Origin of the sequence: Brevibacillus sp. FSL L8-0520 (genome assembly GCF_037963895.1) — a bacterium.
GTDB lineage: Bacteria > Bacillota > Bacilli > Brevibacillales > Brevibacillaceae > Brevibacillus > Brevibacillus borstelensis.
This window is the reverse complement of sequence record NZ_CP150171.1, coordinates 4,852,837-4,875,109: the sequence shown is the minus strand read 5'-3', so window position 1 is coordinate 4,875,109 and position 22,273 is coordinate 4,852,837. Positions and strand designations below refer to the sequence as shown.

The 22,273-nt window shown below is 51.4% G+C and carries 22 protein-coding genes and 1 riboswitch; all 22 genes read left to right on the top strand.

The annotated features are described in order from the left end of the window. The first annotated feature begins 56 nt into the window (after positions 1-56). The 22 genes from NSQ24_RS23870 (at position 57) to NSQ24_RS23765 (ending at position 22,269) form a co-directional block, all read left to right on the top strand. Positions 57-1,364 (top strand): copper amine oxidase N-terminal domain-containing protein, encoded by a 1,308-nt coding sequence (locus NSQ24_RS23870; RefSeq protein ID WP_243014850.1) that lies wholly within the window; start codon positions 57-59, stop codon positions 1,362-1,364. Positions 1,365-1,697: 333 nt separating this feature from the next. Next, positions 1,698-2,660, top strand: coding sequence for an accessory Sec system S-layer assembly protein (locus NSQ24_RS23865; protein WP_031932653.1), 963 nt, complete (start codon positions 1,698-1,700; stop codon positions 2,658-2,660). Positions 2,661-2,744: 84 nt separating this feature from the next. Then, complete coding sequence (locus NSQ24_RS23860) at positions 2,745-3,716, top strand: SLAP domain-containing protein (protein ID WP_339166758.1); 972 nt, start codon at positions 2,745-2,747, stop codon at positions 3,714-3,716. A gap of 47 nt (positions 3,717-3,763) precedes the next feature. Next, complete coding sequence (locus NSQ24_RS23855) at positions 3,764-4,744, top strand: SLAP domain-containing protein (RefSeq protein WP_031932651.1); 981 nt, start codon at positions 3,764-3,766, stop codon at positions 4,742-4,744. Between the two features lie 221 nt (positions 4,745-4,965). Further along, positions 4,966-7,515, top strand: coding sequence for a S8 family serine peptidase (locus NSQ24_RS23850; protein ID WP_031932650.1), 2,550 nt, complete (start codon positions 4,966-4,968; stop codon positions 7,513-7,515). A gap of 25 nt (positions 7,516-7,540) precedes the next feature. Next, positions 7,541-8,014, top strand: a complete 474-nt coding sequence (locus NSQ24_RS23845) for a hypothetical protein (protein WP_003388342.1) — start codon at positions 7,541-7,543, stop codon at positions 8,012-8,014. Between the two features lie 53 nt (positions 8,015-8,067). After that, a riboswitch (SAM riboswitch) is annotated at positions 8,068-8,168 on the top strand. Positions 8,169-8,306: 138 nt separating this feature from the next. After that, positions 8,307-9,512: a methionine adenosyltransferase gene (metK, locus tag NSQ24_RS23840; protein ID WP_003388340.1), complete on the top strand. Its 1,206-nt coding sequence runs from the start codon at positions 8,307-8,309 to the stop codon at positions 9,510-9,512. A 185-nt stretch (positions 9,513-9,697) separates the two neighbouring features. Further along, a complete protein-coding gene (locus NSQ24_RS23835) occupies positions 9,698-10,711 on the top strand; it encodes a polysaccharide deacetylase family protein (protein WP_003388339.1) in 1,014 nt (337 codons plus the stop codon). Then, entirely contained in the window at positions 10,711-11,853 is a 1,143-nt protein-coding gene (locus NSQ24_RS23830) for a sensor histidine kinase (RefSeq protein ID WP_003388338.1), read from the top strand. The genes NSQ24_RS23835 and NSQ24_RS23830 overlap by 1 nt, the downstream gene beginning before the upstream one ends. 27 nt (positions 11,854-11,880) lie before the next feature. Continuing rightward, complete coding sequence (locus tag NSQ24_RS23825; RefSeq protein WP_003388337.1) at positions 11,881-12,588, top strand: response regulator transcription factor; 708 nt, start codon at positions 11,881-11,883, stop codon at positions 12,586-12,588. Positions 12,589-12,677: 89 nt separating this feature from the next. Further along, entirely contained in the window at positions 12,678-13,052 is a 375-nt protein-coding gene (locus NSQ24_RS23820; protein ID WP_141334254.1) for a glycosyltransferase family 2 protein, read from the top strand. Between the two features lie 134 nt (positions 13,053-13,186). Further along, entirely contained in the window at positions 13,187-15,160 is a 1,974-nt protein-coding gene (locus NSQ24_RS23815; RefSeq protein WP_339166754.1) for a helicase-related protein, read from the top strand. After that, positions 15,157-16,005: a ComF family protein gene (locus NSQ24_RS23810; RefSeq protein ID WP_024984136.1), complete on the top strand. Its 849-nt coding sequence runs from the start codon at positions 15,157-15,159 to the stop codon at positions 16,003-16,005. Before NSQ24_RS23815 ends, NSQ24_RS23810 begins: the two co-directional genes overlap by 4 nt. A 131-nt stretch (positions 16,006-16,136) precedes the next feature. Further along, complete coding sequence (locus tag NSQ24_RS23805; RefSeq protein ID WP_003388331.1) at positions 16,137-16,565, top strand: TIGR03826 family flagellar region protein; 429 nt, start codon at positions 16,137-16,139, stop codon at positions 16,563-16,565. A gap of 163 nt (positions 16,566-16,728) precedes the next feature. Next, the gene (gene flgM, locus NSQ24_RS23800) at positions 16,729-17,004 is read left to right on the top strand and encodes a flagellar biosynthesis anti-sigma factor FlgM (protein ID WP_003388330.1); all 276 of its coding nucleotides are present in this window, start codon (positions 16,729-16,731) and stop codon (positions 17,002-17,004) included. Positions 17,005-17,037: 33 nt separating this feature from the next. Further along, positions 17,038-17,541 (top strand): flagellar protein FlgN, encoded by a 504-nt coding sequence (locus NSQ24_RS23795; RefSeq protein ID WP_024984134.1) that lies wholly within the window; start codon positions 17,038-17,040, stop codon positions 17,539-17,541. A 26-nt stretch (positions 17,542-17,567) separates the two neighbouring features. Next, entirely contained in the window at positions 17,568-19,043 is a 1,476-nt protein-coding gene (flgK, locus tag NSQ24_RS23790) for a flagellar hook-associated protein FlgK (protein WP_003388328.1), read from the top strand. A 33-nt stretch (positions 19,044-19,076) separates the two neighbouring features. Next, positions 19,077-19,979: a flagellar hook-associated protein FlgL gene (flgL, locus tag NSQ24_RS23785; protein WP_003388327.1), complete on the top strand. Its 903-nt coding sequence runs from the start codon at positions 19,077-19,079 to the stop codon at positions 19,977-19,979. 24 nt (positions 19,980-20,003) lie between these two features. Then, positions 20,004-20,579 carry a DUF6470 family protein gene (locus NSQ24_RS23780; RefSeq protein WP_251246998.1) on the top strand — a complete coding sequence of 192 codons (576 nt, stop codon included), beginning with the start codon at positions 20,004-20,006 and terminating at the stop codon, positions 20,577-20,579. Between the two features lie 13 nt (positions 20,580-20,592). After that, positions 20,593-21,006 carry a flagellar assembly protein FliW gene (locus tag NSQ24_RS23775; protein WP_024984131.1) on the top strand — a complete coding sequence of 138 codons (414 nt, stop codon included), beginning with the start codon at positions 20,593-20,595 and terminating at the stop codon, positions 21,004-21,006. 11 nt (positions 21,007-21,017) lie between these two features. Then, positions 21,018-21,263 carry a carbon storage regulator CsrA gene (gene csrA / locus NSQ24_RS23770; protein WP_003388324.1) on the top strand — a complete coding sequence of 82 codons (246 nt, stop codon included), beginning with the start codon at positions 21,018-21,020 and terminating at the stop codon, positions 21,261-21,263. 181 nt (positions 21,264-21,444) lie between these two features. Continuing rightward, the gene (locus NSQ24_RS23765; protein ID WP_003388323.1) at positions 21,445-22,269 is read left to right on the top strand and encodes a flagellin; all 825 of its coding nucleotides are present in this window, start codon (positions 21,445-21,447) and stop codon (positions 22,267-22,269) included. Positions 22,270-22,273: the final 4 nt, after the last annotated feature.

The following is a 22,273-nucleotide window of genomic DNA, read 5'->3' as shown; positions in this document are numbered from 1 at the left end:
CTCGCCGATATAAAAAGATAATACAATTTTTCATTACTTCACGGAGGGGACATCCAATGAAAAAACTGGTTTCCGCAAGTTTGATCCTGGCTCTGCTCGTTGCAGCTCCTATCGGCGCGGTGCACGCTGATAAGCCGGTAAAAGAGGAAAAAGAGAAAGCTGAAAAAGAGAAAGAAAAAGCAGAGAAGGAAAAGGAAAAAGCACAGGAAAAGGCCGAGAAGGAAAAACAGAAGGCCGAAGAAGATAAACAAAAGGCAGAAGAAAAAGCGAATAAGGAACTGGAGAAAGCCAAGAAGGAGCTTGAAAAAGCTGCCGAAAAGGCTGCTGAAGATGCCAAGAAGGCACAGGAAAAAGCTGCTGAGGATGCAAAAAAAGCACAGGAAAAAGCAGCAGAGGCTGTGAAAAAGGCTGAGGAAAAGGCCGCAGAAGCAGCAAAAAAAGCCGAAGAAAAGGCGGTAGAAGCTGCCAAGAAAGCAGCGGAAAAGGCAGCCGGTGCGATCGATCCGGCCACAGGGCTTCCGAGCAGCCAAGCTGGCAAAAAAGAAGCGATCCAGCAAGCGGTAAAAACAAAAAAAGAGCTGATCGAGCTGCGGGTTCAACTGAAAAAAAGCCAGGAAGTGACCGAAGAGCTGCGAGCGAAATACGAGGAGCTGACCAAGCAGCTGGAAGCACAGTCTGAGCTGAAGCAGGCGCTTGAGGTCCAGAAGGAGCTGCTCGACCGTTTCTACAAGCCCGGTGACAAGGAAGTCTATCAAAAATTGGGCGAGCTGTACCAAAAATCAGGTGAAGCGGGACTGAAGACGTTCATCAACGGCAAAGAGGTCGTAATGGATACAGCTCCTTTCCTTGAAAAAGGACGTGCACTGGTGCCGGTACGCGCGATTAGCGCTTCGCTGAAGGCAGAAGTGAACTGGAGCCCGGAAACCCGCACAGTCGAAGTAGTGCGCGGCGAAAACAAGATCGTTCTTCATCTCGACTCGGGAGAAGCAGTCGTAAACGGTGAGAAGATCAAGCTGGACACCAAGCCAATCGTGAAAAACGGCCGCGTCTTCCTGCCGCTGCGGTTCATCGGTGAAAAGCTGAACGCGAAAGTCGACTATCAAGAGACAGGCGACATCATCATCATCGAAGATCAGCAATCGACTGAAACGGCAACGGGTACAGAAGCGCCGGCTGCAGAAGGAACCAAAGCCCCATCAACTACAGAGTCTTCCGCTGGACAAACTGCCGATGGTTCTGCCGCTGCGACAGGAACGGCTGCAAGTGCTGGAACGGTCGATATCGAGAAGCCGGCAGGCGATGCGGCAGCGACAATCTCTGGAAGCAGTACAACGACCGTGAATGCGGAAGCTGTGCAGCAGTAACTGGTAAAACTGCTCTTTCGCTGATCACCTTTTGAAAAGAGGGCATGTCTTGTTTTGAGACAGCCCTCTTCTTCATACCAGTCAAAAGTCCATCGGGCATTGTCAAAAGCCGTGCTGAACCAAGCTGCGGATATCGTGCGGCGAGCTGCTGTCATTTTCTGTCCGGTTTTCCGCGACTCTTTTGGCTTTGATGCGTCAAATAGTATATTGGAAGAATTATCTACTATGCAGCTGGATACCAAGTTTTCGATGTTGCATTGGGGTTTCACTGTGCTATAGTGGAGAACGAGTAGAATCTCTATATAGATGTAGAGAAAAGTTGGGAGCGAAGATATGCTATCCTTTTTGAAAAATCTGATGGGGAAAACACCGACACCGGAAGAAATAAAGGAACAGCTGCGAGAGGAGTCGATCCTCTCCGCTCAGGATACAGGCCTGCCTGCTGACAAACCGGCAAGCGCCGCCAAGAAACCGGCAGGGGCTGTCGGAATAACAAAGCTGTCCTTGCATGAATCTTGGGAGCAGCGCCTGAATGCATCGGAAAAGTACGCATTGTCCTTTACGGCACAGGAACTGCCGCCGTTGGAGCCCGGCAATATATCGCTGGCAGGCATTTCTCTCGTGCCCCATGAACAGGGGGTTGAGGTAACGGCCTTTCTGCGCAACGGTACGGATCGTCCTGTGCGATTGCAGAATATGACGCTCGTGATCCTGATTGGCGAAGAAGAGCTGTTTACCCGTCAGACATTTGATTTGTCCGAAGCAGGAGAAATACCGGCTCATTCGGCACGTCCGTGGTCGTTTGTATTCCGTAGTGAATATTTCCTGAAAGTGGATGTCCTGCTGCAAAACTGGAAAATTGCGTTTGAACTGGCCCAGAAAAAGATGGTGCTTCCGCAGCAGCTTGAATTGGAGGAGTCCTGGATTCGGACGCTTTCCGACGAGCAGAAGGAAGGCCTGATCGAGCTGGCGAAACGTCTGCCGGCGCTGAAAGAAGGAGAGGTCAACATTCAAAGTGTGCAGGTCCAACGTTCCAAAGAAGGCTCCCTGCATGTGATTCTGTTGATCCGCAATGGTTCCGTGCAGTCGCTCTCTTTCGAAAAGCTTCCGCTCGCGCTCTACGATGCCAGCGGACAAAAGGTTGCCGTCGGCTTGTTTGAGCTCGGCGGTCTTACCGTCAACGCAAATACGAGCAAACCGTGGATGTTCATCTTCCCAAAAGAGAGCATACTGATAGAAGAGCCGGATCTGTCCCGCTGGAAGGTGAGTATTCCCCAAGAAGCACAAATAGAGTAAAACTGGATTTGACCCCGTTTGGGCAAAACCTTTATCATAGAAAAAAGTCATCGTTCGTGCTTCGGACAGGTGAGGAGGATGTACATGTTTTCTTTTTTTAAAAACTTGGTGAACAAAGAACAGGGCCAAAACCTTTCCGAGGAAGAATTGAAGAAAGAGCTTCGGGAAGAGGCACCTATTCATCTCGATGAGCTGGATGAACAGGAGATCGAGAAAGAAACTCCAGTACAGCCAGAAGCTGCAGGGGTTTCGGGAGAAGTCAGCACAGAGCTCTCTCTGCATCCATTATGGGAAGAGCAGCTTGATAACGAGAAAAAGTATACGCTCCGTTTTCAGCAGGCTGAGCTGCCAAAGATAAAGTACGGGTCTGTCAGTGTTATCGGATTTAGCATGATTCCACAGCCGACTGGCGGCGTCAACGTGGCATTGTTTTTCCGCAACGGGACTCCGGCTCCGGTCAAATTTAAGAACATTCGGCTGGCTATCTACTTCGATGACACTCCGTTTGCGCGTCAGCGGATCAATTTGTCTGACATGGGCACAATTCCTCCGTTCTCAAGCCGTCCGTGGGAAGTGCACTTCCCGCCTGAAAGCTTCCTGCATGACAACTTCGATTTCAAGAACTGGAAGGTTTTGATGCGGGCGAACAAGAGCCCGTACGTATGGCCCAATGAGCTTGAGCTCGACCCGCAGATGGAAGCGCGCATGACAGAGCGGCAAAAAGACCGTTTGGAGTATTTCACGAAAGTCTTGCCGCCAATCAAGGCTGATACGGTAGAGATTACCGGTTTTGATATCGGAAAGACAAAGGATGGGCGTCTGGTGGCCGGTCTGTTGTTCCGCAACGGAATCCCGTTTGACTTCACTCCGAAGGCCTTGAGGATTACCATATCCGATATGGAAGGCGATGTGGTAGCTACCGGCTTGGTCGATGCCAGCACGGTTAAGGTTCGCCCCAAAACGAGCCGTCCATGGCTGGTCGTGTTCCCGGCGGAAATGGTGAAAAAGCCGGATGCCGACATCCGCAGATGGGCTTTGGAAGTTACTACCACGTAAAGCGAACAGATGGCAAGCAGATTGCTGTGGTATGAGGAGGATACTGCATGAGTTGGTTATTGGAAAACTGGTTTGGCTCCAAGGAAAGCTTGGAAGCGGTGCGTGAGGAAATTCAGGAGAACCTGCACAAGGAGATTTATCTCGGAGTGTCCGGTATTGAGAATCCTGAGCAATCCTCCAACCGTGTGCCATCGAAGGAGCTGTTTCTCAGCCTCCACGGCCCGTGGGACACCCTCGATGAGCAAGAAGCGGAGCTGCTTCGTTTTGTTCACGATGAGCTTCCAGCAGTCGTTCGGGATGAAGTCGGGATTTTCCCGTTCTACACCCAGGTGACACAGGAAGGCTACCTCGTGCTCACTTATATTCGCAATTCGACGCAGCAAAGCATTTTGTTGGATCGTCTGCGCCTGAACCTGGTGACACCCGAGGGGAAGGTTGTAGCCACCAAGAGCTTTGAAATGATGACCTTTGGACCGATTGGCGATGAGTCCAGCCGTCCTTGCGAGTTTTTGTTCCGTTGGGATGAATTTGACGATCTTCCGGAGAAGGAAGTTCCGCTTACTCTCGGTTATCAAAGACCGAGTAAACAATCGGGTGAATCTGTATTGGCAGGAGGAGAATTGGAAATGGATGAAATCGAATACTACCGCCAGCAAGTCGCGGACAATCCAGTAGAAGAAGGCAAGGTAGACCTGAAGGCATTGGGCCTGAAGGAAGGGGAAAAAGGCGGTTTGAAAGTGGTTGTGCTGTTCCGCAACGGCTTGGATAAACGTCTGGAATTTACCGAAGTTCCGATCATTGTCCTTGATGCAAACGGCGATGATATCGCCCGTGTCAGCTACACATTGGAAAACATGAAAGTAGAACCAAAGGATTACCGCGTTATCGCGTTTGAGATCCCTGCTTCTTCGATCAAGAAACAAGGATACACTTTGGACGAATGTACCGTCTTTATTCCGAAGGCGCATCAACAACAGAAGGAATCTAAGGTATTCGACGCAACCAAGTCGAAAGGATTCCTGCAGTAGGAAGCTCCCCCTTTTCGTGCCGCGAAAAGGGGGTTTTCTATCGTTTTTTTCAATCCCAGCAATTTCCTGAATAGGGTTGCGTTTCTCACTTTCGTTCCGCTATGCTAAATGAATAGAATAAGAGTGTAAGGGAGCGGGGCTTTTTCTTTTTTACAAGGACAAGCGTTGAACAACCTGCATTCCTTTTTTCGGTCGGAAAAAGGGAGGAAGGACTGTAGTTCATGAAGAGATTAATTATGGCGGCTCTCGCCGTCACAGTGGGAATATCGGCTGCGTTTGCAGGGGGTCAGACAGCAAAGGCGGCGCTTCCCTCTGACAGATATATCAATAACCAAAGCCACCTGAAGAAGATCAAGGCTGATTTGGCCTGGACAAAAGTCACCGGAAACGACAATATTACCATCGCCGTTCTCGATACCGGAGTGGATTATAGCCATCCCGATTTGAAAGGAAACGTCCTTCCAGGAGTCAATCTGGTGCAGCCCGGAAAGCCTGCCCAGGACGACAGCGCGAACGGACATGGCACAGCTGTTGCGGGGGTTTTGGCCGCCAGGGGAAACAATGGGATCGGAGTCTCCGGCGTGTTGTGGAATGCGCGGATTATGCCGATAAAAGTGTTGGACAAGTACGGGGAGACAGATGTGGAGCTGCTCGCAAAAGGGATCAATGCAGCGATTGACCGAGGAGCTAAAATCATCCTGATGTCAGTCAGCAGTCTGTCCTATTCGAAAACGTTGACAGCGGCCATCCAGCGGGCGGAAGCGAGCGGGGTAGTCGTCGTCGCCGCCAGCGGGAACGAAGCGAACCGCGTCGCCTATCCGGCAGCGTATCCGACGGTAATCGCCGTTGGAGCCGTCAAAGAAAACTTAAAGCCGCTCTACGATTCGAACTCAGGACCGGAATTGAATCTCGTCGCCCCAGGGTTCAATATCTACACAACCAAGCCAAAGGGGAAATACGGAATGTTTAGCGGCACCTCAGCAGCTGCGCCCCAGGTAGCGGGTGCTGCGGCATTGGTGCTTGCGCGCAATCCGAATATGACGCCCCTGGATGTGCGCCAATTGTTGTACCAGACGGCTGCAGACCTTGGAGAGCGCGGCTGGGACAGGCAAACGGGATACGGGCTGCTCGATGTCAATCGAGCCGTCAGTGAAAAGCTGTCGATGGATTTTCATGAACCAAACAATACGCGAAATCAGGCAAAGGCATTTCCGATTGAATCACAGCTGAGAGCGAAATTATCAGAGTCAGACAAAACCGACTGGTATTATATGGATATCCCTTACGACGGAAAAGTCACACTGGTCTCAACCGTCACTTCAACGAATACAACTGCGCTGGCTGCTACTTTCTTCCCTGAAAATCGCGAAGCTTCTACCTATTACATAGGGAACGGAGACACGCTGACTGTACCGGTGAAAGCTGGTAGAATGTACATCAGGATGGAGCGAAGCTTCGGTGTGAAGGGCTTTACCTATCTGTTGACCAGCCGGTTTACGATCAATCCGGACAAGTATGAGCGCAACAATACAATGGATACGGCCCGCCCGCTGGTAGGCAACCAAATTTCCGTAATCGGGAACTTCCATGAAGAGGGCGACGAGGACTGGTTTTCTTACTATGTCCGCGAATACGGCCGGCTAAACGTAACAGTCACTGCCGATACCAAGCGGATCGACCTGAACATGAAGATCGGCAAAGAGGGACAAGCCTTTGAAGAATTTGACAAAGGCGACCGGAATGACCCGACCGAGCGCGCCCAAAAGGAAGTATCGCCGGGCAAATACTACATCAGGCTGACCGAGTACTGGCGAAATCAGGTGAACGGCGAGTACAAGCTGGACGTGTCCTATACGCCGATTCGGAAGGATACCAATGAGCCCAACGATACATATCGCCAGGCGTCACCTTTGGCCAACGGAACGCTGATGACAGGAACCTTGCCTACTCATACCGATCAGGACTGGTTCCAATTTACGGTCGATTCCGAATCCTACGTCAGCATACGCGCTCCGTTCGTTCCCGTATCGACAGGGATGCGGCTGGAGCTGTACGGTTCGGATACATTGAACTACTCGCTCTTTGCCACGAACGACGTAGCGCAGCTGTCCGATCTGGGCAAAGAGGTGCTTGGCATGAAGCTGAAGCCGGGCAAGTATTATATCCGTCTGACAACCACATTGCCGTTTAAATACGATTCGTACCGGCTGACTTTGACCAAGCAGCCTTTGATCGCGGGTTATCGTGATATTTCCACGCACTGGGCCCGCAACGAGATCGCCAGACTCAGCACGAAGGGAGTCGTCAAAGGCTTTGATGATTCGACCTTCAAGCCTGACCAGTCGGTGACTCGAGGCCAGTTTGCGACGATGCTGATCCAGTCCATGCGGGCCAAAGGGATGAATATCGTTACGTATACAGGCAGAAATCCGTTCAAGGATCTTTCTAAAAATCACTGGGCCTATGGCAATCTGCTGACTGCCCACCAGCTCGGCATCATCAGCGGCTATCCAAACAGCACCATGCTGCCGGATCAATCGATCACACGGGCAGAAATGGCACTGATGGTAGCCAGAGCAAATAATCTCGTGCTCTATAATCGCAGCAGGTCATCGTTTACCGACGTGCCGACAAGTCACTGGGCGTCTCCCGCCATTGAGGCGCTGACGGCGAAAAAGTGGATAAGCGGTTACGGACGGACGTTCAAGCCGCAGGGAAGAGCTACACGTGCAGAGGTGGTCGTCCTGCTGGCGAAGGCTTACAGTTTGTAACTCTATGGAAAAGGAGAGAACATAAATGAAAAAAGCAACCAAGGGAATCCTCGCCATAGCAATTGTCGGGATGGGGGTCTTTGCTTCGCAGGCGATGGCAGACGGCGTTTCCGGTGTCCCGGGCTCAGCGGATGATCCGGTCGTCACCAAAAGCTATGTGGATCAGCAAATTCAAAAAGCTCTTGGCGGAGGCGCAGGCACAGGCGGTGCATCCGTCTCGACGGGGTTGACAGTGGTTGAGCTGCACCCGGGGCAGACGCTGTACGGTTTTGAGGGTACGGAATTTATCGTCCGTACGGGAAAAGTACAAGCAGTAGCCGGCGATAAAGGCGATGGCTTGACAGATATTACCGAGGGCAAGGACCTGCGAGCGGGAGCTCAGGTGGCTGCCAATCATCTGCTCTTGATCGCCCGTTCGGACAATCGCGGATTGCGCTTGAATGCAAACTACAATGGTGTCGCGCACATTATGGTTCGCGGCAAATACGAATTGCGCTAAGCGCTTATTGACACCGGCTATAAAAACGATTATTCTATTATCCGTAATGGATACTCTTATCCAGAGCAGGCGGAGGGACTGGCCCCATGAAGCCCGGCAACCGACTCGAGCGGTGCTAACCAGCAGAACGGATACCTGTTCTGGCCGATAAGAGGGTAGGGAACGCAAACACCAAGCACCTTTTCCTCTAAAACAGGAAAAGGTTTTTTTTTGCTTGTGCCTTCGTCTAATAAGAACCTGTTTCGGCTACCACACTATTTGTATGAGGTCAAAGGAGGTAGTACACATGTCTTTGCAAAAAGGTCGTCGTCTGTTTACTTCTGAATCCGTCACCGAAGGTCATCCGGATAAGATTTGTGACCAAATTTCCGACTCTATCCTGGACGCCATTTTGTCCAAGGATCCAAATGCTCGCGTAGCATGCGAAACTTCCGTTACCACTGGTCTGGTACTCGTGGCAGGGGAAATCACCACGAACACGTACGTGGATATTCAAAAGCTCGTCCGTGACACCATCCGTGAAATCGGATACGATCGCGCCAAGTTTGGTTTCGATGCCGACACTTGCGGCGTTCTGACCGCTATCGGCGAGCAGTCTGCCGATATCGCCCTCGGTGTAGACCAGGCGCTGGAAGCCCGCGAAGGGAAAATGACTGATGCTGAGATTGAAGCGATTGGTGCCGGCGACCAAGGTCTGATGTTTGGTTTCGCCTGCAACGAGACTCCTGAACTGATGCCTTTGCCGATCAGCATGGCTCACCAGTTGGCTCGCCGTCTGACCGAAGTGCGTAAAAACGGCACTTTGAGCTACCTGCGCCCAGACGGTAAAACACAGGTGACTGTAGAATACGACGGCGATAAGCCGGTTCGTATTGATACGATTGTTATTTCTACCCAGCACGCTCCGGAAACCACTCTGGAACAAATCAAGAACGACCTGATGGAGCACGTGATCAAGCCTGTCGTGCCAACAGAGCTTCTGGATGCCGAGACCAAATACTTCATCAACCCGACTGGCCGTTTTGTTATTGGCGGACCACAAGGGGATGCCGGTTTGACAGGCCGCAAAATTATCGTCGACACCTATGGCGGATACGCTCGTCACGGCGGTGGTGCTTTCTCCGGAAAAGACCCGACAAAAGTGGACCGCTCCGGCGCATATGCAGCCCGCTATGTAGCGAAGAACATCGTCGCTGCCGGCTTGGCTGAAAAATGCGAAGTACAAGTGGCCTATGCAATTGGTGTCGCACAGCCAGTGTCCATCAGCGTAGATACATTTGGGACCGGCAAGATTGCCGAGGACCAATTGGTAACACTAATCCGCAAGCATTTTGATCTTCGTCCTGCAGGTATCATCAAGCAGCTTGACCTGCGTCGTCCTATCTACAAGCAGACCGCGGCATACGGCCATTTTGGCCGCAACGATCTGAATGTGCCGTGGGAGCGCACAGATAAGGCAGAAGCGCTCAAGCAGGATGCAGCAGGGCTGTCCAAGTAAAGACCAAGCGCGAGAGCCTAGTGATACACACTAGGCTCTTTTTCTGTCATTGAAAACGGATTTCCTCTATATTTTTAAGAAGACTAGGCCTTAAGACTTGCGGCAAACTGCTGGAATTCAGTTCATAAAGGAATCCGTTCGTATATGTCGAAATTCCTATATAGGCATAAAGGAGGGAGTTTTTTGTGCCGAAGAGGTGGCCCTTCTTTCTCGTATTTTTCATTGCGCTAGGGCTCGTTGTGACTGCCGGACTGCCCGATACTGCCTCTTTTTTTAAAGAGGAGGCTCCAAAAGTGCAACCTTTCCCCCATGTCACTACGTCTATAAGCACAAGCGAGGAGCAATCGGCTGCACCACAGACAGAAAAAAACCGGGAAGAAGCAGCGTCCTCCAAGCTCTGGTATAGAGATCGGGTAGTCGTATTGACGTACCATCATGTGACCGACGATTCTGACCAGCGCTATGTTATTGGGGCGGAGCAGTTTAGAGAGCATATGACGTTTTTATTCGAGAACAATTTTCATCCGATATCACTGGCGGAATTTGTGCGTTTTGTCGAGACAGGAGTTTTGCCCACTGAGAATGCAGTCTTGCTTACATTTGATGATGGGTATGAAAGTTATTACACACATGCTTTTCCCGTAATGCAGCAGTATCGGTTCCCATCGGTCAACTTTGCCATACTTGGACGATTGCGGGATACCGAGGAGCGAAAGAGAGAAAAAATGACCACGCCGCTATCCCGTCCGCAAGTGAAGGAAATGCTGCAGACCGGGTTGGTGGAGATCGCTTCTCATACATACAGTCTTCACGACGAGAGGGCCCGCAACGAATGGGGAGATCTGGGACCGGAGACAGCACCTGTGTACATGGAGGAGCTCAAACGGCTCGAAGACGAACAAGAATACCGCAATCGCCTTTACGTAGATTTTACGATGTCGCGGGTCGGCTTGAGCGATCTGGTGGGCAAGCAGGTGCAAGCTATTTCCTTGCCGTTTGGATACAGCAATGACATCGTACTGGACATAGCCAAGCAAGCGGGCTACCGATTTGTCTTCAATTCAAATCGAGGTGTGGTAACGGCCCAGGTGAATCCGCTTTCCATCCCCAGATACGATGTCGGGATCAGGGAAATGGATGTGCCCAAGCTGCAGGCGCTGTTCCAGACGGTCAAAAACGAGGTAGAAGGAGATCAATAATGAATCAGGCGATCAGTATTACCATGTTGGATGGTGTGATCAATCGCACGATCGAGACGGTAGAGACGAGCAAATCGCAAATATTCGAGATCGCCGAAAATGCCAGGCAAGAAGGAAATTCCTTAAAACATGATTTGCATGAATTGCGGCAGGAAATAGCGAAAGTGATAAGCAAGGTAGATGAACTGGAGCTCTCCTACCGAAGGGCGCGAGCGCGCCTGGTGTTGGTTAGCCGTAATTTTCAGACATACACAGAGGAAGACATCCGCATCGCTTATGAAGAAGCCAACCGTATTCAGGTAGAATTGTCCATTTACCGGGAACGGGAAGACAATTTGAAAAAGCGGAGAAACGATCTGGAGAGGCAGCTTCGCACGCTGGAGGAAACAATCGAGCGAGCAGAAAAGCTGGTTACGCAGATGGGGGTTGTGCTGGGGTACTTGACCGGCGACCTGAGCAAGGTAGGGGAAGCTCTGGAGGAGGCCAAACAGCATCAGCTGATGGGTCTGAAAGTAATCCAGGCGCAGGAAGAAGAGCGGAAGCGGGTAGCGCGTGAAATCCATGACGGGCCCGCTCAATCCATGGCAAACGTCGTGCTGCGGTCTGAAATTGTCGAAAAGATGCTGAAAAATGAACGCATTCTGGAAGCGCAGATGGAGCTGCACGAATTGAAGGAAATGGTCCGCCTCAGTCTGGCTGACGTCAGACGGATTATCTTTGACCTTCGGCCCATGGCATTGGATGATCTGGGGCTGGTCCCGACGCTGCAGAAGTACATTCAGACGTATGAGGACCGCACGAAAATCTCCGTGGATCTGGTTGTCTTTGGCGTAGAGCAGCCGCTGAAAAGCTCTGTAAAGGCTGCGATGTTTCGACTGGTGCAGGAGTGCTTGAACAATGTTGAAAAGCACTCCGGGGCCAGTATGGTTCAGGTAAAAATTGAATTTCAGGAAAATACGTTGCGCCTAGTGGTCAAGGATGACGGAATCGGCTTTGATCAGGCAGCACAAAAGGCCAAGGGAGGCTCCTACGGGCTGCTCGGCATGAGAGAACGTGCCCAGCTGCTTGAGGGAACGATGGAATTGCAGTCTTCCCCTGGAGAGGGAACAAAGGTCATGTTTCAAATACCAGTCAAATTCTGAAGCAAGAGTGTACAGGGAGGATGAAATATGGAGAAGGTACAGCAAGAAATTCGCATCGTTATTGTGGATGATCACCAACTGTTCCGTGAGGGTGTCAAGCGTATTTTGGAAATGGAAAAGGACTTTCAAGTCGTGGGAGAGGGCGCTGACGGAGAAGAAGCTTTCCGTCTGGCCGAGGACCACAAGCCCGACGTAGTCCTGATGGACATCAACATGCCAAATGTGAGCGGTGTTTCCGCTGCGGAACAAGTTATTTCCGTAAGTCCCGGCACTCGCGTCATCATGCTGTCGATCCACGACGATGAAGGATACGTATATCGTACGCTTCGCTCGGGGGCGTCAGGCTACTTGCTGAAAGAAATGGGCACGAACGATCTCGTCGAAGCGGTGCGTGTCGTCGCTTCGGGTGGAGCATACATACATCCAAAGGTAACCGGCAAGCTGATCGAGGAATTCCGCCGGTTGAGCGAGCAGGAAGGAACGAATGATCGCGGTATAGCCGTGGATGATGCGGAACCAATCGATCCGAAGGTAATTGAGTCGCTCACCCGCCGTGAACGCGAGGTTCTCCAGCTGATGGCGGAAGGGAAGAGCAACCGTGCGATCGGGGAGTTCCTGTTTATTAGTGAAAAGACGGTGAAAAACCACGTCAGCAGCATTTTGCAAAAGCTGAGCGTGCAGGACCGTACGCAAGCTGTAGTTATTTCCATCAAGAATGGCTGGGTAAAACTGTAGAGCAGCTTCTTTTCTGCTTGTGATTTGCCGTTTGGCAGCACCGTGTCCAAGCTATCCCGCATACCTTGATCGTAAGAGGAGGTATGACCGTGATGGAAGAGCTGGTCGTGTGGTTGCTGGCGGCATATGGGTGCTCCTCTTTACTTGTGGGATTGGCGAATTTCTGGATCAGGCGGACGACAAAAGATGTCCCTCCGACTTACGAGCACTATCGATTGCTGCTGTTCAATTCGGGGGATGTGGTGGAGCAAGCTGTCAGGAAGCTTCAATTCCACTCGTATTTGCGAGGAACCCCTATTTGCATTTCGTATCAAGATGATGGATCGGTTGACGATACCATCCGGATCATGACGGTGTTGGAACGGACAGACTACCCGTGCAGGGAAGATCGGGAAGGCGCGTTCGGCGAGCCCGTCATGACCATAGATCTTCGCCAGAAGGGCGAACAGGAGCGCGCGCAATAGCGCGCTTTTTTGCGTTTTCAGAGGGCTCTTGCTTTTCTATGAGAGTTCCAATGGGATTTCCGTAGAGATTTCTTTGCATCCCCTGCAGTCTTTTTGCAAACTGTCCATAACAACAATCGGCGGGGGTTGAGTCTATGCGGGAATACTTGCTCTACATCAAAGTGTCGGGGGGAGCGGCGCAAGCCCATATCACGCCGTGCTTTCAGGTAGATCAGGCATTTTGGCGGGAAAGGGAGGGGGCACAGCTGTATGTGATCGGCAAAAGCAAGTCACTGGCTCTCGCTTTTTCCCTGCGCGGAGAATTGAACAATGCGCTTGGAGATCATGCGTTTACGGAAAAAAGCGTGGACAGCTATCGCGCTCTCGCCTCCGCTCACGTGAGAGAGGCTACTGTATTATACGGCAAGCAGGCAGCAGGCATGACTCCGATTGAAAAGGAATGGTTATCGCTTGAAAGTGTGGGGGGGAGCGGAGAACAAGCAGACACGCTTCCTTTGTCGCCTTCAAGCAAAGATACTTTGGAAGACACCGATGAACTGAAACGCGAATCCGAACGGCTGCTTGCATGGATGAGCGGGCGCGCTCTTTTGTGGGACGAGGTCGGTGTTCTTTTAAACAAAAAGGGATGGGCACCAAGGTCGCTGGAGTACTGCTTTCAGTGGATCGTCTTATCGGGAAAAGCAGAGCGGAGGCCGGGAATTGAGTGGAGAATAAGGAGGAGCTGGCTGCGACATCGCATGCTGTTCACGTGTGCGAGGTGCGGATCGGAGCAAACGATCGTGCTGACGCGCTGCCATTCATGCAGACAGGGGTGTGCCTACTGTACAGAGTGTCTGGATATGGGGCGAAGCAAATGCTGCACACCGTATTTCTGTGTCCCGAGGCAAAAGGCAAGCCAAGCTTATGAAGCTGTAAGTCCCGGAAAACTCTGTGAGCGGACGGTAAATCGTGGTTTCACCGGAGAGCGAATGGCGGGCACAAGCTATGAACGGAGAGCAGCTCTTCTCGACTGGCAAGGCACCTACTCGCCGATGCAAAAGATGGCTGCGGAAAAAGCGCGCCAGTTCGTTGCCTCGGACAGGCCGGGCCTCGGCGAGTTCTTGCTCTGGGCCGTATGCGGAGCGGGCAAGACGGAGCTGCTGTTTCCGTCAGTGGCTGAGACCTTGCGAGCTGGTGGACAGGTATTGATTGCTACTCCGCGAAAAGATGTGGTGCTCGAGCTGGCTCCACGGATCGCGAAAGTCTTTCCAAATGCCCGGGTGATTGCCGTCCACGGTTTCAGTACAGAAAAATGGGAGGACAGCGACATTACGATAGCGACCACCCATCAAGTCATGCGGTTTTATCATCGATTCCCGCTCGTTGTGCTTGACGAAGTGGACGCCTTCCCCTACCACAATAATCCGGTCTTGTACCGCGTCGTATCGCGAGCGGTGCAGCCCGGCGGCAAGATTTTGTACTTGAGCGCGACACCTCCGCGCTACCTGCAAAAGCGCTTGGTGCCCAAGCGAGCTCAATCGCATATGCATTCCCGGACGCATGTTCTTTTGCCGGGCAGGTATCATGGCTCGCCGCTGCCCGTCCCACTCGTTTGTACGGTCAGGGGATTGCATAAACATCTGTCAGCCGGCCGCTCCATTCGGCCTTTGCTAGAGACGCTGGCTGCGTCGCTGGATGGCGGACGCCAGGTCTTTGTGTTTGTCCCGCGAGTCGACCAGGTGCCCGTTGTTCTCGGTTATTTGCAACGGAGACTGCCGGGATACAGCCAAGCGATGGCAGGAGTCCATGCGGCAGATCCGGAGAGAGAGGAGAAGGTTCGCCTCTTTCGGGCCAAGCAATTGCTGGTAATGGTAACGACGACGATTCTGGAACGAGGGGTGACCATTCCACGCAGCGATGTCATTGTCGTCGGTACGGAAGCTCCTGTCTTTGATGAGGCATCACTCGTGCAAATTGCGGGTCGAGTGGGCAGGTCTAGCGACGCGCCAAGCGGTACAGTGCTTTTTATCGAAGAATACCGGACATCCGCATCCCGAGCGGCGATTCGGCAGATCAATCGGATGAACCAGCTTGCTGCCAGTCTGCAGCAGGCAGGAGGACAGTCATGAGCGGGGCCGCCTGTGTAAGCTGCGGTGGAATCGTTTCGGGACGACGCCGTGAAGAGCTCGTCGGGCGATGGAGTCGCGCTCTGTCACGGCCAGCCACATACCCCCGGATCTATCGGCTGGTCGACAGTCTGCCGTTGTGCAGCAGTTGTCTGGCAGAATGGCAAGTGATTGGCACTCTCATCTGTGAGTGTTGCGGTCGGGATATGGTTAATCAGGTGAGAAACGGGGAAAAGATGTATCAGTCCCCAATAGGAGCTGACTTCAGTCAGCAGGAGAGGAGGGTGTGCAAGGATTGCCTGGCTGTTCAGGAGAAAGGGAATTCTCTTCTGCGAAACAGAGGGCTGCTGCCCTATGACGAGTGTGGAAAGGCAATGCTCAGTCGCTTTAAATACCGCGGAGACGAGCGGATGGCTGCTTTCTTTAGCGCCTTGCTGGCCATTGAATACTATCGCAGCTATCATTCAGCGGGATTCTCCTGCCTGTCGGAAGTGCCTCTGCATGAAAGCAGGCTGTCTGATAGAGGGTTCAATCAGATGGAGCTGGTAGCGGATGGACTTTCAAAACGGATTGGCATACCGTACATTCCCCTGCTCAAACGATCAAAGCAGACGGCCAAGCTCAGTCAGCAGCGCGGCAAGAGAGAGCGGGAGGAGAATATGCGCGGGGCTTTTACCTGTATGTATTCAGGCAGCCAAATCAGTGGGATCATCAGAAAACAGGTTCGCGAAATCTTGATTGTTGACGATATTTATACGACTGGTTCCACGTTGCGAGCGTGTGCCGCAGCGATTCAGGAAGCGCTGGGTCATGCCTGTCAGGTGTCTGCTCTTACCTGCTTTCGATAACCCTGCAATTTATTTGACCTTTTTCGAACAATCAGCGTTTCTTCTTGTACATTCGTCATTTTTCGATATGATGGTAGTATATCCAGTTTTTATCACAAATGAGACTTGGATCGGTTAAAGGAGTTGTCTTTATGTCCTTGGGCAAGCTTTCCAACTGTTCGCGCTGCGATGCCCTGTTTGTACAGACTGTCCGTGATATTTGTCCCAAATGCTATCAGGCAGTGGAAAAGGAATACGAAGAGTGTGCCAGGTTTTTGCGGAAACGAGAAAATCGGGGAGCCAACATTCATCAGGTAAGCGAGGCAACAGGTGTCAGTGTCAAACAGATTACCAAATTTATCAAAGAAGGGCGCATCTCCATCGAGGGAAGCCCCAATCTTGGCTATCCTTGCGAAAGCTGCGGGTTCTTGATCCGCAGTGGAAACCTCTGCGATTCTTGTGTTCGCAGTCTGCAGCACGATATTACCCAGCAAAGTGAAGTAGACCGCAGATTGGAAGAGGAAAGACGGGAGAAACTCGCACAGGCCGCTTATCGAAGAAGGGCGAAACCTGGCGAATAGTTTTCGCGAAAAAACCTAATCGACCAAAGGGAAATTGCCGATGATACTACTAAGAGACAGTATCGTCGGTTTTCTTTTTTTCGTTCTCCCTATAGATGAAACGGCAGCGATGCGGAGACGAATGGATTGCCAAGTTTTTTCGGTTTGAGAGGATGGGTAATAGATGCGAATTAACGAACCTAATCGCACAGGCATGATCAATGCATACAACAACACGGGAAAGGCTCCGGCGGCCAAAAACGGGCGTATCCCGATGGGCAAGGACGAGGTCAACATCTCGAATGAGGCGCTGGAAATGTTGAAACAGGTGGAAGACCCCCAGTCTCCTGAACGGAGAGAAAAGGTAAACAACCTGAAGAAGCAGGTGGAAGAAGGAACGTACAAGGTCCCAAGCGACAAGATCGCAGAGAAGTTCCTCTCCTTCTGGCGCAAGCTGTAGGGACCATCAGACCACTTGGGTGGAGGGAGCAGCATGACGAAATGGAGCAACCTCTACGAGCTGCTCGACAACTTGATCGAGCTGCATAAGGCGTTGCAGACGTTGGCGGTGCAAAAAAAGGAAGTCTTAATCAAAGGCGACGTGGATCAACTGCTGGCCATTACCACTCAGGAGAAAAAGCTGATCAAAGCCGTGAGTGCGGCCGAGGACACGCGCCAATCTCTCGTTGCCCAAATGTTTGCCGAGCAAGGCATTCACCGCGACAACGGCACCCTGGCGGAATTGATCAAGCTGACGACCAGCCCGGAAGAGAAGGCCCGCTTGATGAAGGCTCGGGATGAGTTGACGCGGATTGTTTCCGAACTGCGAAAAGCGAACGAATTGAATCAGCAGCTGCTCGAGCAGTCTCTTTCATTTGTAACTATGACCCTGGATCTGCTTACGGACTCGCCGGAGGATGACTTTATCTACGGCAGAACAGCAAGGGCGGATGGGTATCGAAACCATGCACGGACGTTTTTTAACAAAAAGGCATGAGGAAAATAAAGTAAAGAGGTGCCGATATGCGCTCTACCTTTCACGGAATAGAAGTAAGCAAGCGCGGATTGTTCGCGCAGCAATCTGCCCTGAATACGACGGGACACAACATCTCAAACGCGAATACGGAAGGATATACGCGTCAGAGAGCCAATATGCAGGCGACAACGGGGCTGCCGTACCCTGGCATGATGGCAACGATCGAACCCGGCCTGCTGGGAACAGGGGTTAATGTCGTAAGCTTGCAACGATTGCGGGAAGATTTTCTTGATGCGCAATTCAGAAATGAGCACAAGCGTCAAGGCTACTGGGACGGCCGCCTGGAAACGTTGGAAAAGCTGGAAGGCATTATGAACGAGCCATCCGATACCGGACTTCAAAAGGTAATGGACCAGATGTGGCAGGCATGGCAGGATCTTGCCAAAGACCCGACCAACACGTCGGCACGAGCTGTCGTCAGGGAGCGGTCGAAGGCGGTTGCCGATACGTTTAACAGTCTGTATAAGCATCTGGAGGAAGTGCAGAGGGATCTTAATAACGTGGTAGGCGTTAAGGCTATGGAGATCAACTCCCTCGGACAGCAGATTGCCAGTCTGAACCGGCAAATCGGAGATATCGTACCGCATGGCTATACGCCGAATGACCTTTACGACCAACGGGATGTTCTGCTCGACAAGCTGTCCAAGCTGGTCGAAGTGAAAGTGACGCCGGCTGCCAACGGGATGGTAAACGTTACGATCGAGAACCGAAACTTCGTGAACGGCATCCAGTCCCTGCCGGTAGCGACACAACAGAATGCCGACGGGATGCTCGATATGACGCTGGAGGGCGGCGTATTTGTGCCAACGACAGGGTATATGGCTGGCGTGTACGAGTCCCGGAATCAAATCGTTCCCAATCTCATGCACCGTTTGGACGTACTGGCGATCAACCTGACCAAAGAAATTAACGATGTCCATCGAACAGGCGTCAGTTTAAACGATATGAAAAACGGGGGACCGCAAGACTTGCCGTTTTTTGTAGATGCATCCACTCCGGCAGGAGGAAAGGACTATCCAAAAGGGGCGGGGACGATCACCATTAATCCGGCGATCCTGGCGAGCCTGGATGCGATTGCAGCCGCACAGCCGGAAACCGGCGGAAATGCAGCCGGAAACAACAAAAACGCTCTCGCAATCGCGGCAATCAAGTTCAAGGTGCTCCAACCCGGTCCAGGACCCAATGATTTGAAGGAAAGCTCTTCTTTAGACGACTATTACCGTTATACAATCGGCCAGTTGGGCATCGACGCCCAAGAGGCGGTGCGGAATCAACAAAATGCGGAGATGATTGTGGGAACGATTGACAACCAGCGCCAATCCGTATCCGGAGTATCCATCGACGATGAAATGGCCGAATTGGTGAAATACCAGCACGCTTACACCGCTTCCGCACGTGTCATGACAAGCATGGATGAGATTTTGGATAAAGTGATCAACGGTATGGGTCGAGTGGGCTTGTGATTTTTACAGCTTAATTGAAATGAGGGAATGAACATGGCCTTGCGTGTCACGCAAAACATGCTGAACAGCAACATGCTCCGCAATTTGCATAAATCGATGCTGAATATGGACAAGATGCAGCAACAGCTTGCATCCGGAAGGAAGATCAACCTCCCATCCGATGACCCTGTAGTGGCGACCAGGGGAATGTTCTATCGTTCTTCCCAAATGGAAAATGATCAGTATAAGCGCAATGCCAGTGAGGCAATGTCCTGGATGGATTTGACTGACAAGACGCTGGATGAAGTGGGAAACGTCATGAAGCGTGTCAGCGAGCTGCTTGTGTATTCAGGGAACGGAGCCACTTCGCCGGATGATTTGAAGACCATGGGAGCGGAAATAGCGGAGCTGAAAAAGCATCTGGGGACGCTTGCAAACCAAACGATCAACGGCAAGTACATCTTTGCCGGTACCGAAACAGACAAAGCCCCGTACGATGAAAATGCAAATGGCGGAAAAGGGGATTTTATCAACAAAAACAGCTCGGAAGTGCTTCTCGAATTAAGTCAGAATGTATTTGCTGCTGCCAATATCAATGCCCAAAAGATATTCAATTATCCGGATAATGCGGGGAACATGTTTAAAGTATTGGACAATATAATCGAAGAGTTGAACAATGGAAGGTCAGCAGCCCAATTCCAGGACGAAATCTCCCAGCAATACGACAATCTGCTGGCGGAACGAGCAACACTCGGAGCGCGTGTCAATCGCATCGAATTGATTGGAGAGCGCCTGAACGTACAGGAAGTTAACATTAAAGAATTAATGTCCAAAAACGAGGATGCAGACATCGCCGAGGTCATCACCAACCTGAAAACACAGGAAGGCGTACACCGATCTGCCTTGGGGGCTGGTGCACGGATCATCCAGCCGACATTGTTGGACTTCCTGCGTTGACCTGAGTGAAGGGAGGTTGGAAGGATGCAGTTGCCGTACATACGGATGCAGAGCACCTTCGTCCAGCTTGGATTGAACATACGAAAGCCTGTTCAGGAAATTGAACAGCCTCGCGCCGAGATGAATTTGCGCCAAGAGCCCGCAGTTCTCACAATCCAGCAAGGCCGAATGGAGATGTCTCTCGATGCGAGTCAGGCCCGCAGCAACATCGGCATCATGACATGCATGGAATTTAGCGACAACATCGCTTCCTACGGAAGGTCAAAGCTCCTGGAAGCGATCGGCCAAATCAGCTACGAAGGCGATACGATGATGCGGATCGAATCCGGGGGAAACCCCATTGCCGATCTGGCTTTGGACAGAGGAATTTTGCTGAGAGACGGCTACACACCTCCGGCTGCTTCCCTGGATGAGGGTGTGCACGTACAGTTTGAAAAGAAACCGGTCGTGATCGATGTAAAGCGAAACGGGATGAGGATGGATCCGGTCCTGAAGCCGCCGGTCCATACGTATACGCCCGGAAAAGTAGAGCCTTATATCTTGAAATGGCCAAGCCTCCAGATGGAAGCGGTAGGCATTTTTGTTGATCGAAGCGTATAAGCGAGGGACGATTATGAATGCAAACCAACAGGTGGAATTGGGCAAACTGTTTTTTGAGGATGGAATACCAGGGTTTGGCGATCTGCAGTTTTTCCTGCTGAAGCAGGAGGAGGAAAGTCCGTTTTTTTTGATTCAATCTGCCGAAGAAGAAGAAGTCGGATTTTGGGTAGTCAATCCCTTCGTCTTTTTTCCGGAGTATGAGTTTTCCCTGACGGAAGCAGCGAAAACGGCGCTCAGCATCGAAGAGGATACACCAATCGGAGTATTTGTCATTATTACCGTTAGAGAAAATCAGGTAACGGCCAACCTGAAGGCTCCGATCGTCGTCAATCTGGGAAAACGCATGGCAAGACAGGTGATTTTGCAAGATGACCGTTATTCCATTCGCCAGCCGTTGCTAGAACCCAGAGCGGCCGTGACAGAATAGGTGGTGAGCCCATGCTCGTTTTATCCCGCAAAAAAAATGAATCGATCATGATTGGCGACACCATTGAAATCAAAGTGATCGCCGTAGAGGGCGATACAGTCCGCATAGGGATTGAGGCCCCACGCAACGTCGAGGTATACCGCAAGGAGATTTACGAGGCAATCCAGGAAGAAAACAGACTGGCCACCCAGCACCAAACGGACTGGGCCAAGATGAAAGAAGTACTCAGGAAAACACAACCGGGTGATGATCAATAAAATGATCGTCACTTTTTTTGTTTTTCCGAAGAAAAAAGTAGAAAAAACACTAAAGGTCCTACGACCCTATTCCGATAATAAAAATGTAGGGAAAAGGTCGCAAGCGCGCGATTGCGATGGTTCCCAATTACTTGCAGCAGTCACAGGGACGTGACTGCCGAAAATCAAGGAGGAAACAGAAATGATTATCAACCACAATATTTCTGCAATGAACACTCACCGTCAACTGGGCGTAAACACTGGCTCTTTGGCGAAAAACGTTGAGAAGCTGTCTTCCGGCTACCGCATCAACCGCGCTGCTGACGACGCTGCTGGTCTTTCCATCTCCGAGCGTATGCGTGCACAAATCCGTGGTATGGAGCAAGCTTCCCGCAACTCCCAAGACGGTATCTCCCTGATCCAAACTGCTGAGGGCGCTCTGCAAACTGTAAACAACATGCTGGTTCGCATTAAAGAAATCGCTACTCAATCTGCGAACGGTACCTATGGTGACGATGCTGACCGCGCTCGTCTGCAAGAAGAGCTGTCTGAACTGACCAAGGAAATCAAAAATATTAAAGACAACACTACTTTCAACGGAATTCATTTGCTCAACGGCAACAGCGGCAAAGATATCAAGCTGCAAATTGGTGAGGCTGCAGGTCAAGTTCTGACTCTGACTGTTTCCAGCTTCAACCTGAGTGCTGTAGCTACAGCTGTAAGCGGCTGGGACATCGGCAGCCAAGGTGGAGCATCTGCTGTATTGGGTGCGATCGAAACTCAAATCAATAATGTAAGTAAAGCCCGTTCCTATCTGGGTGCAAACCAAAACCGCTTGGAAAACACTATCAACAACCTGAACATCACTTCCGAGAACCTGACTGCAGCTGAGTCCCGTATCCGCGACGTAGATATGGCGAAAGAGCAAATGCAGTTCACGAAGAACAACATCCTGACTCAAGCTTCTCAAGCGATGCTGGCTCAGGCTAACCAACTGCCGCAAGGCGTATTGCAACTGCTTCGTTAATCAG

What these genes read in the sequence shown, in the direction of transcription:
- NSQ24_RS23795 (WP_024984134.1), top strand. Translation starts at nt 17,038, where the DNA reads ATGACGAAATGGAGCAACCTCTACGAGCTGCTCGACAACTTGATCGAG.
- NSQ24_RS23845 (WP_003388342.1), top strand. Translation starts at nt 7,541, where the DNA reads ATGAAAAAAGCAACCAAGGGAATCCTCGCCATAGCAATTGTCGGGATG.
- NSQ24_RS23825 (WP_003388337.1), top strand. Translation starts at nt 11,881, where the DNA reads ATGGAGAAGGTACAGCAAGAAATTCGCATCGTTATTGTGGATGATCAC.
- NSQ24_RS23765 (WP_003388323.1), top strand. Translation starts at nt 21,445, where the DNA reads ATGATTATCAACCACAATATTTCTGCAATGAACACTCACCGTCAACTG.
- flgL (WP_003388327.1), top strand. Translation starts at nt 19,077, where the DNA reads ATGGCCTTGCGTGTCACGCAAAACATGCTGAACAGCAACATGCTCCGC.
- NSQ24_RS23850 (WP_031932650.1), top strand. Translation starts at nt 4,966, where the DNA reads ATGAAGAGATTAATTATGGCGGCTCTCGCCGTCACAGTGGGAATATCG.
- NSQ24_RS23780 (WP_251246998.1), top strand. Translation starts at nt 20,004, where the DNA reads ATGCAGTTGCCGTACATACGGATGCAGAGCACCTTCGTCCAGCTTGGA.
- NSQ24_RS23865 (WP_031932653.1), top strand. Translation starts at nt 1,698, where the DNA reads ATGCTATCCTTTTTGAAAAATCTGATGGGGAAAACACCGACACCGGAA.
- NSQ24_RS23830 (WP_003388338.1), top strand. Translation starts at nt 10,711, where the DNA reads ATGAATCAGGCGATCAGTATTACCATGTTGGATGGTGTGATCAATCGC.
- flgM (WP_003388330.1), top strand. Translation starts at nt 16,729, where the DNA reads ATGCGAATTAACGAACCTAATCGCACAGGCATGATCAATGCATACAAC.
- NSQ24_RS23805 (WP_003388331.1), top strand. Translation starts at nt 16,137, where the DNA reads ATGTCCTTGGGCAAGCTTTCCAACTGTTCGCGCTGCGATGCCCTGTTT.
- NSQ24_RS23855 (WP_031932651.1), top strand. Translation starts at nt 3,764, where the DNA reads ATGAGTTGGTTATTGGAAAACTGGTTTGGCTCCAAGGAAAGCTTGGAA.
- NSQ24_RS23775 (WP_024984131.1), top strand. Translation starts at nt 20,593, where the DNA reads ATGAATGCAAACCAACAGGTGGAATTGGGCAAACTGTTTTTTGAGGAT.
- NSQ24_RS23870 (WP_243014850.1), top strand. Translation starts at nt 57, where the DNA reads ATGAAAAAACTGGTTTCCGCAAGTTTGATCCTGGCTCTGCTCGTTGCA.
- NSQ24_RS23860 (WP_339166758.1), top strand. Translation starts at nt 2,745, where the DNA reads ATGTTTTCTTTTTTTAAAAACTTGGTGAACAAAGAACAGGGCCAAAAC.
- NSQ24_RS23815 (WP_339166754.1), top strand. Translation starts at nt 13,187, where the DNA reads ATGCGGGAATACTTGCTCTACATCAAAGTGTCGGGGGGAGCGGCGCAA.
- csrA (WP_003388324.1), top strand. Translation starts at nt 21,018, where the DNA reads ATGCTCGTTTTATCCCGCAAAAAAAATGAATCGATCATGATTGGCGAC.
- flgK (WP_003388328.1), top strand. Translation starts at nt 17,568, where the DNA reads ATGCGCTCTACCTTTCACGGAATAGAAGTAAGCAAGCGCGGATTGTTC.
- NSQ24_RS23810 (WP_024984136.1), top strand. Translation starts at nt 15,157, where the DNA reads ATGAGCGGGGCCGCCTGTGTAAGCTGCGGTGGAATCGTTTCGGGACGA.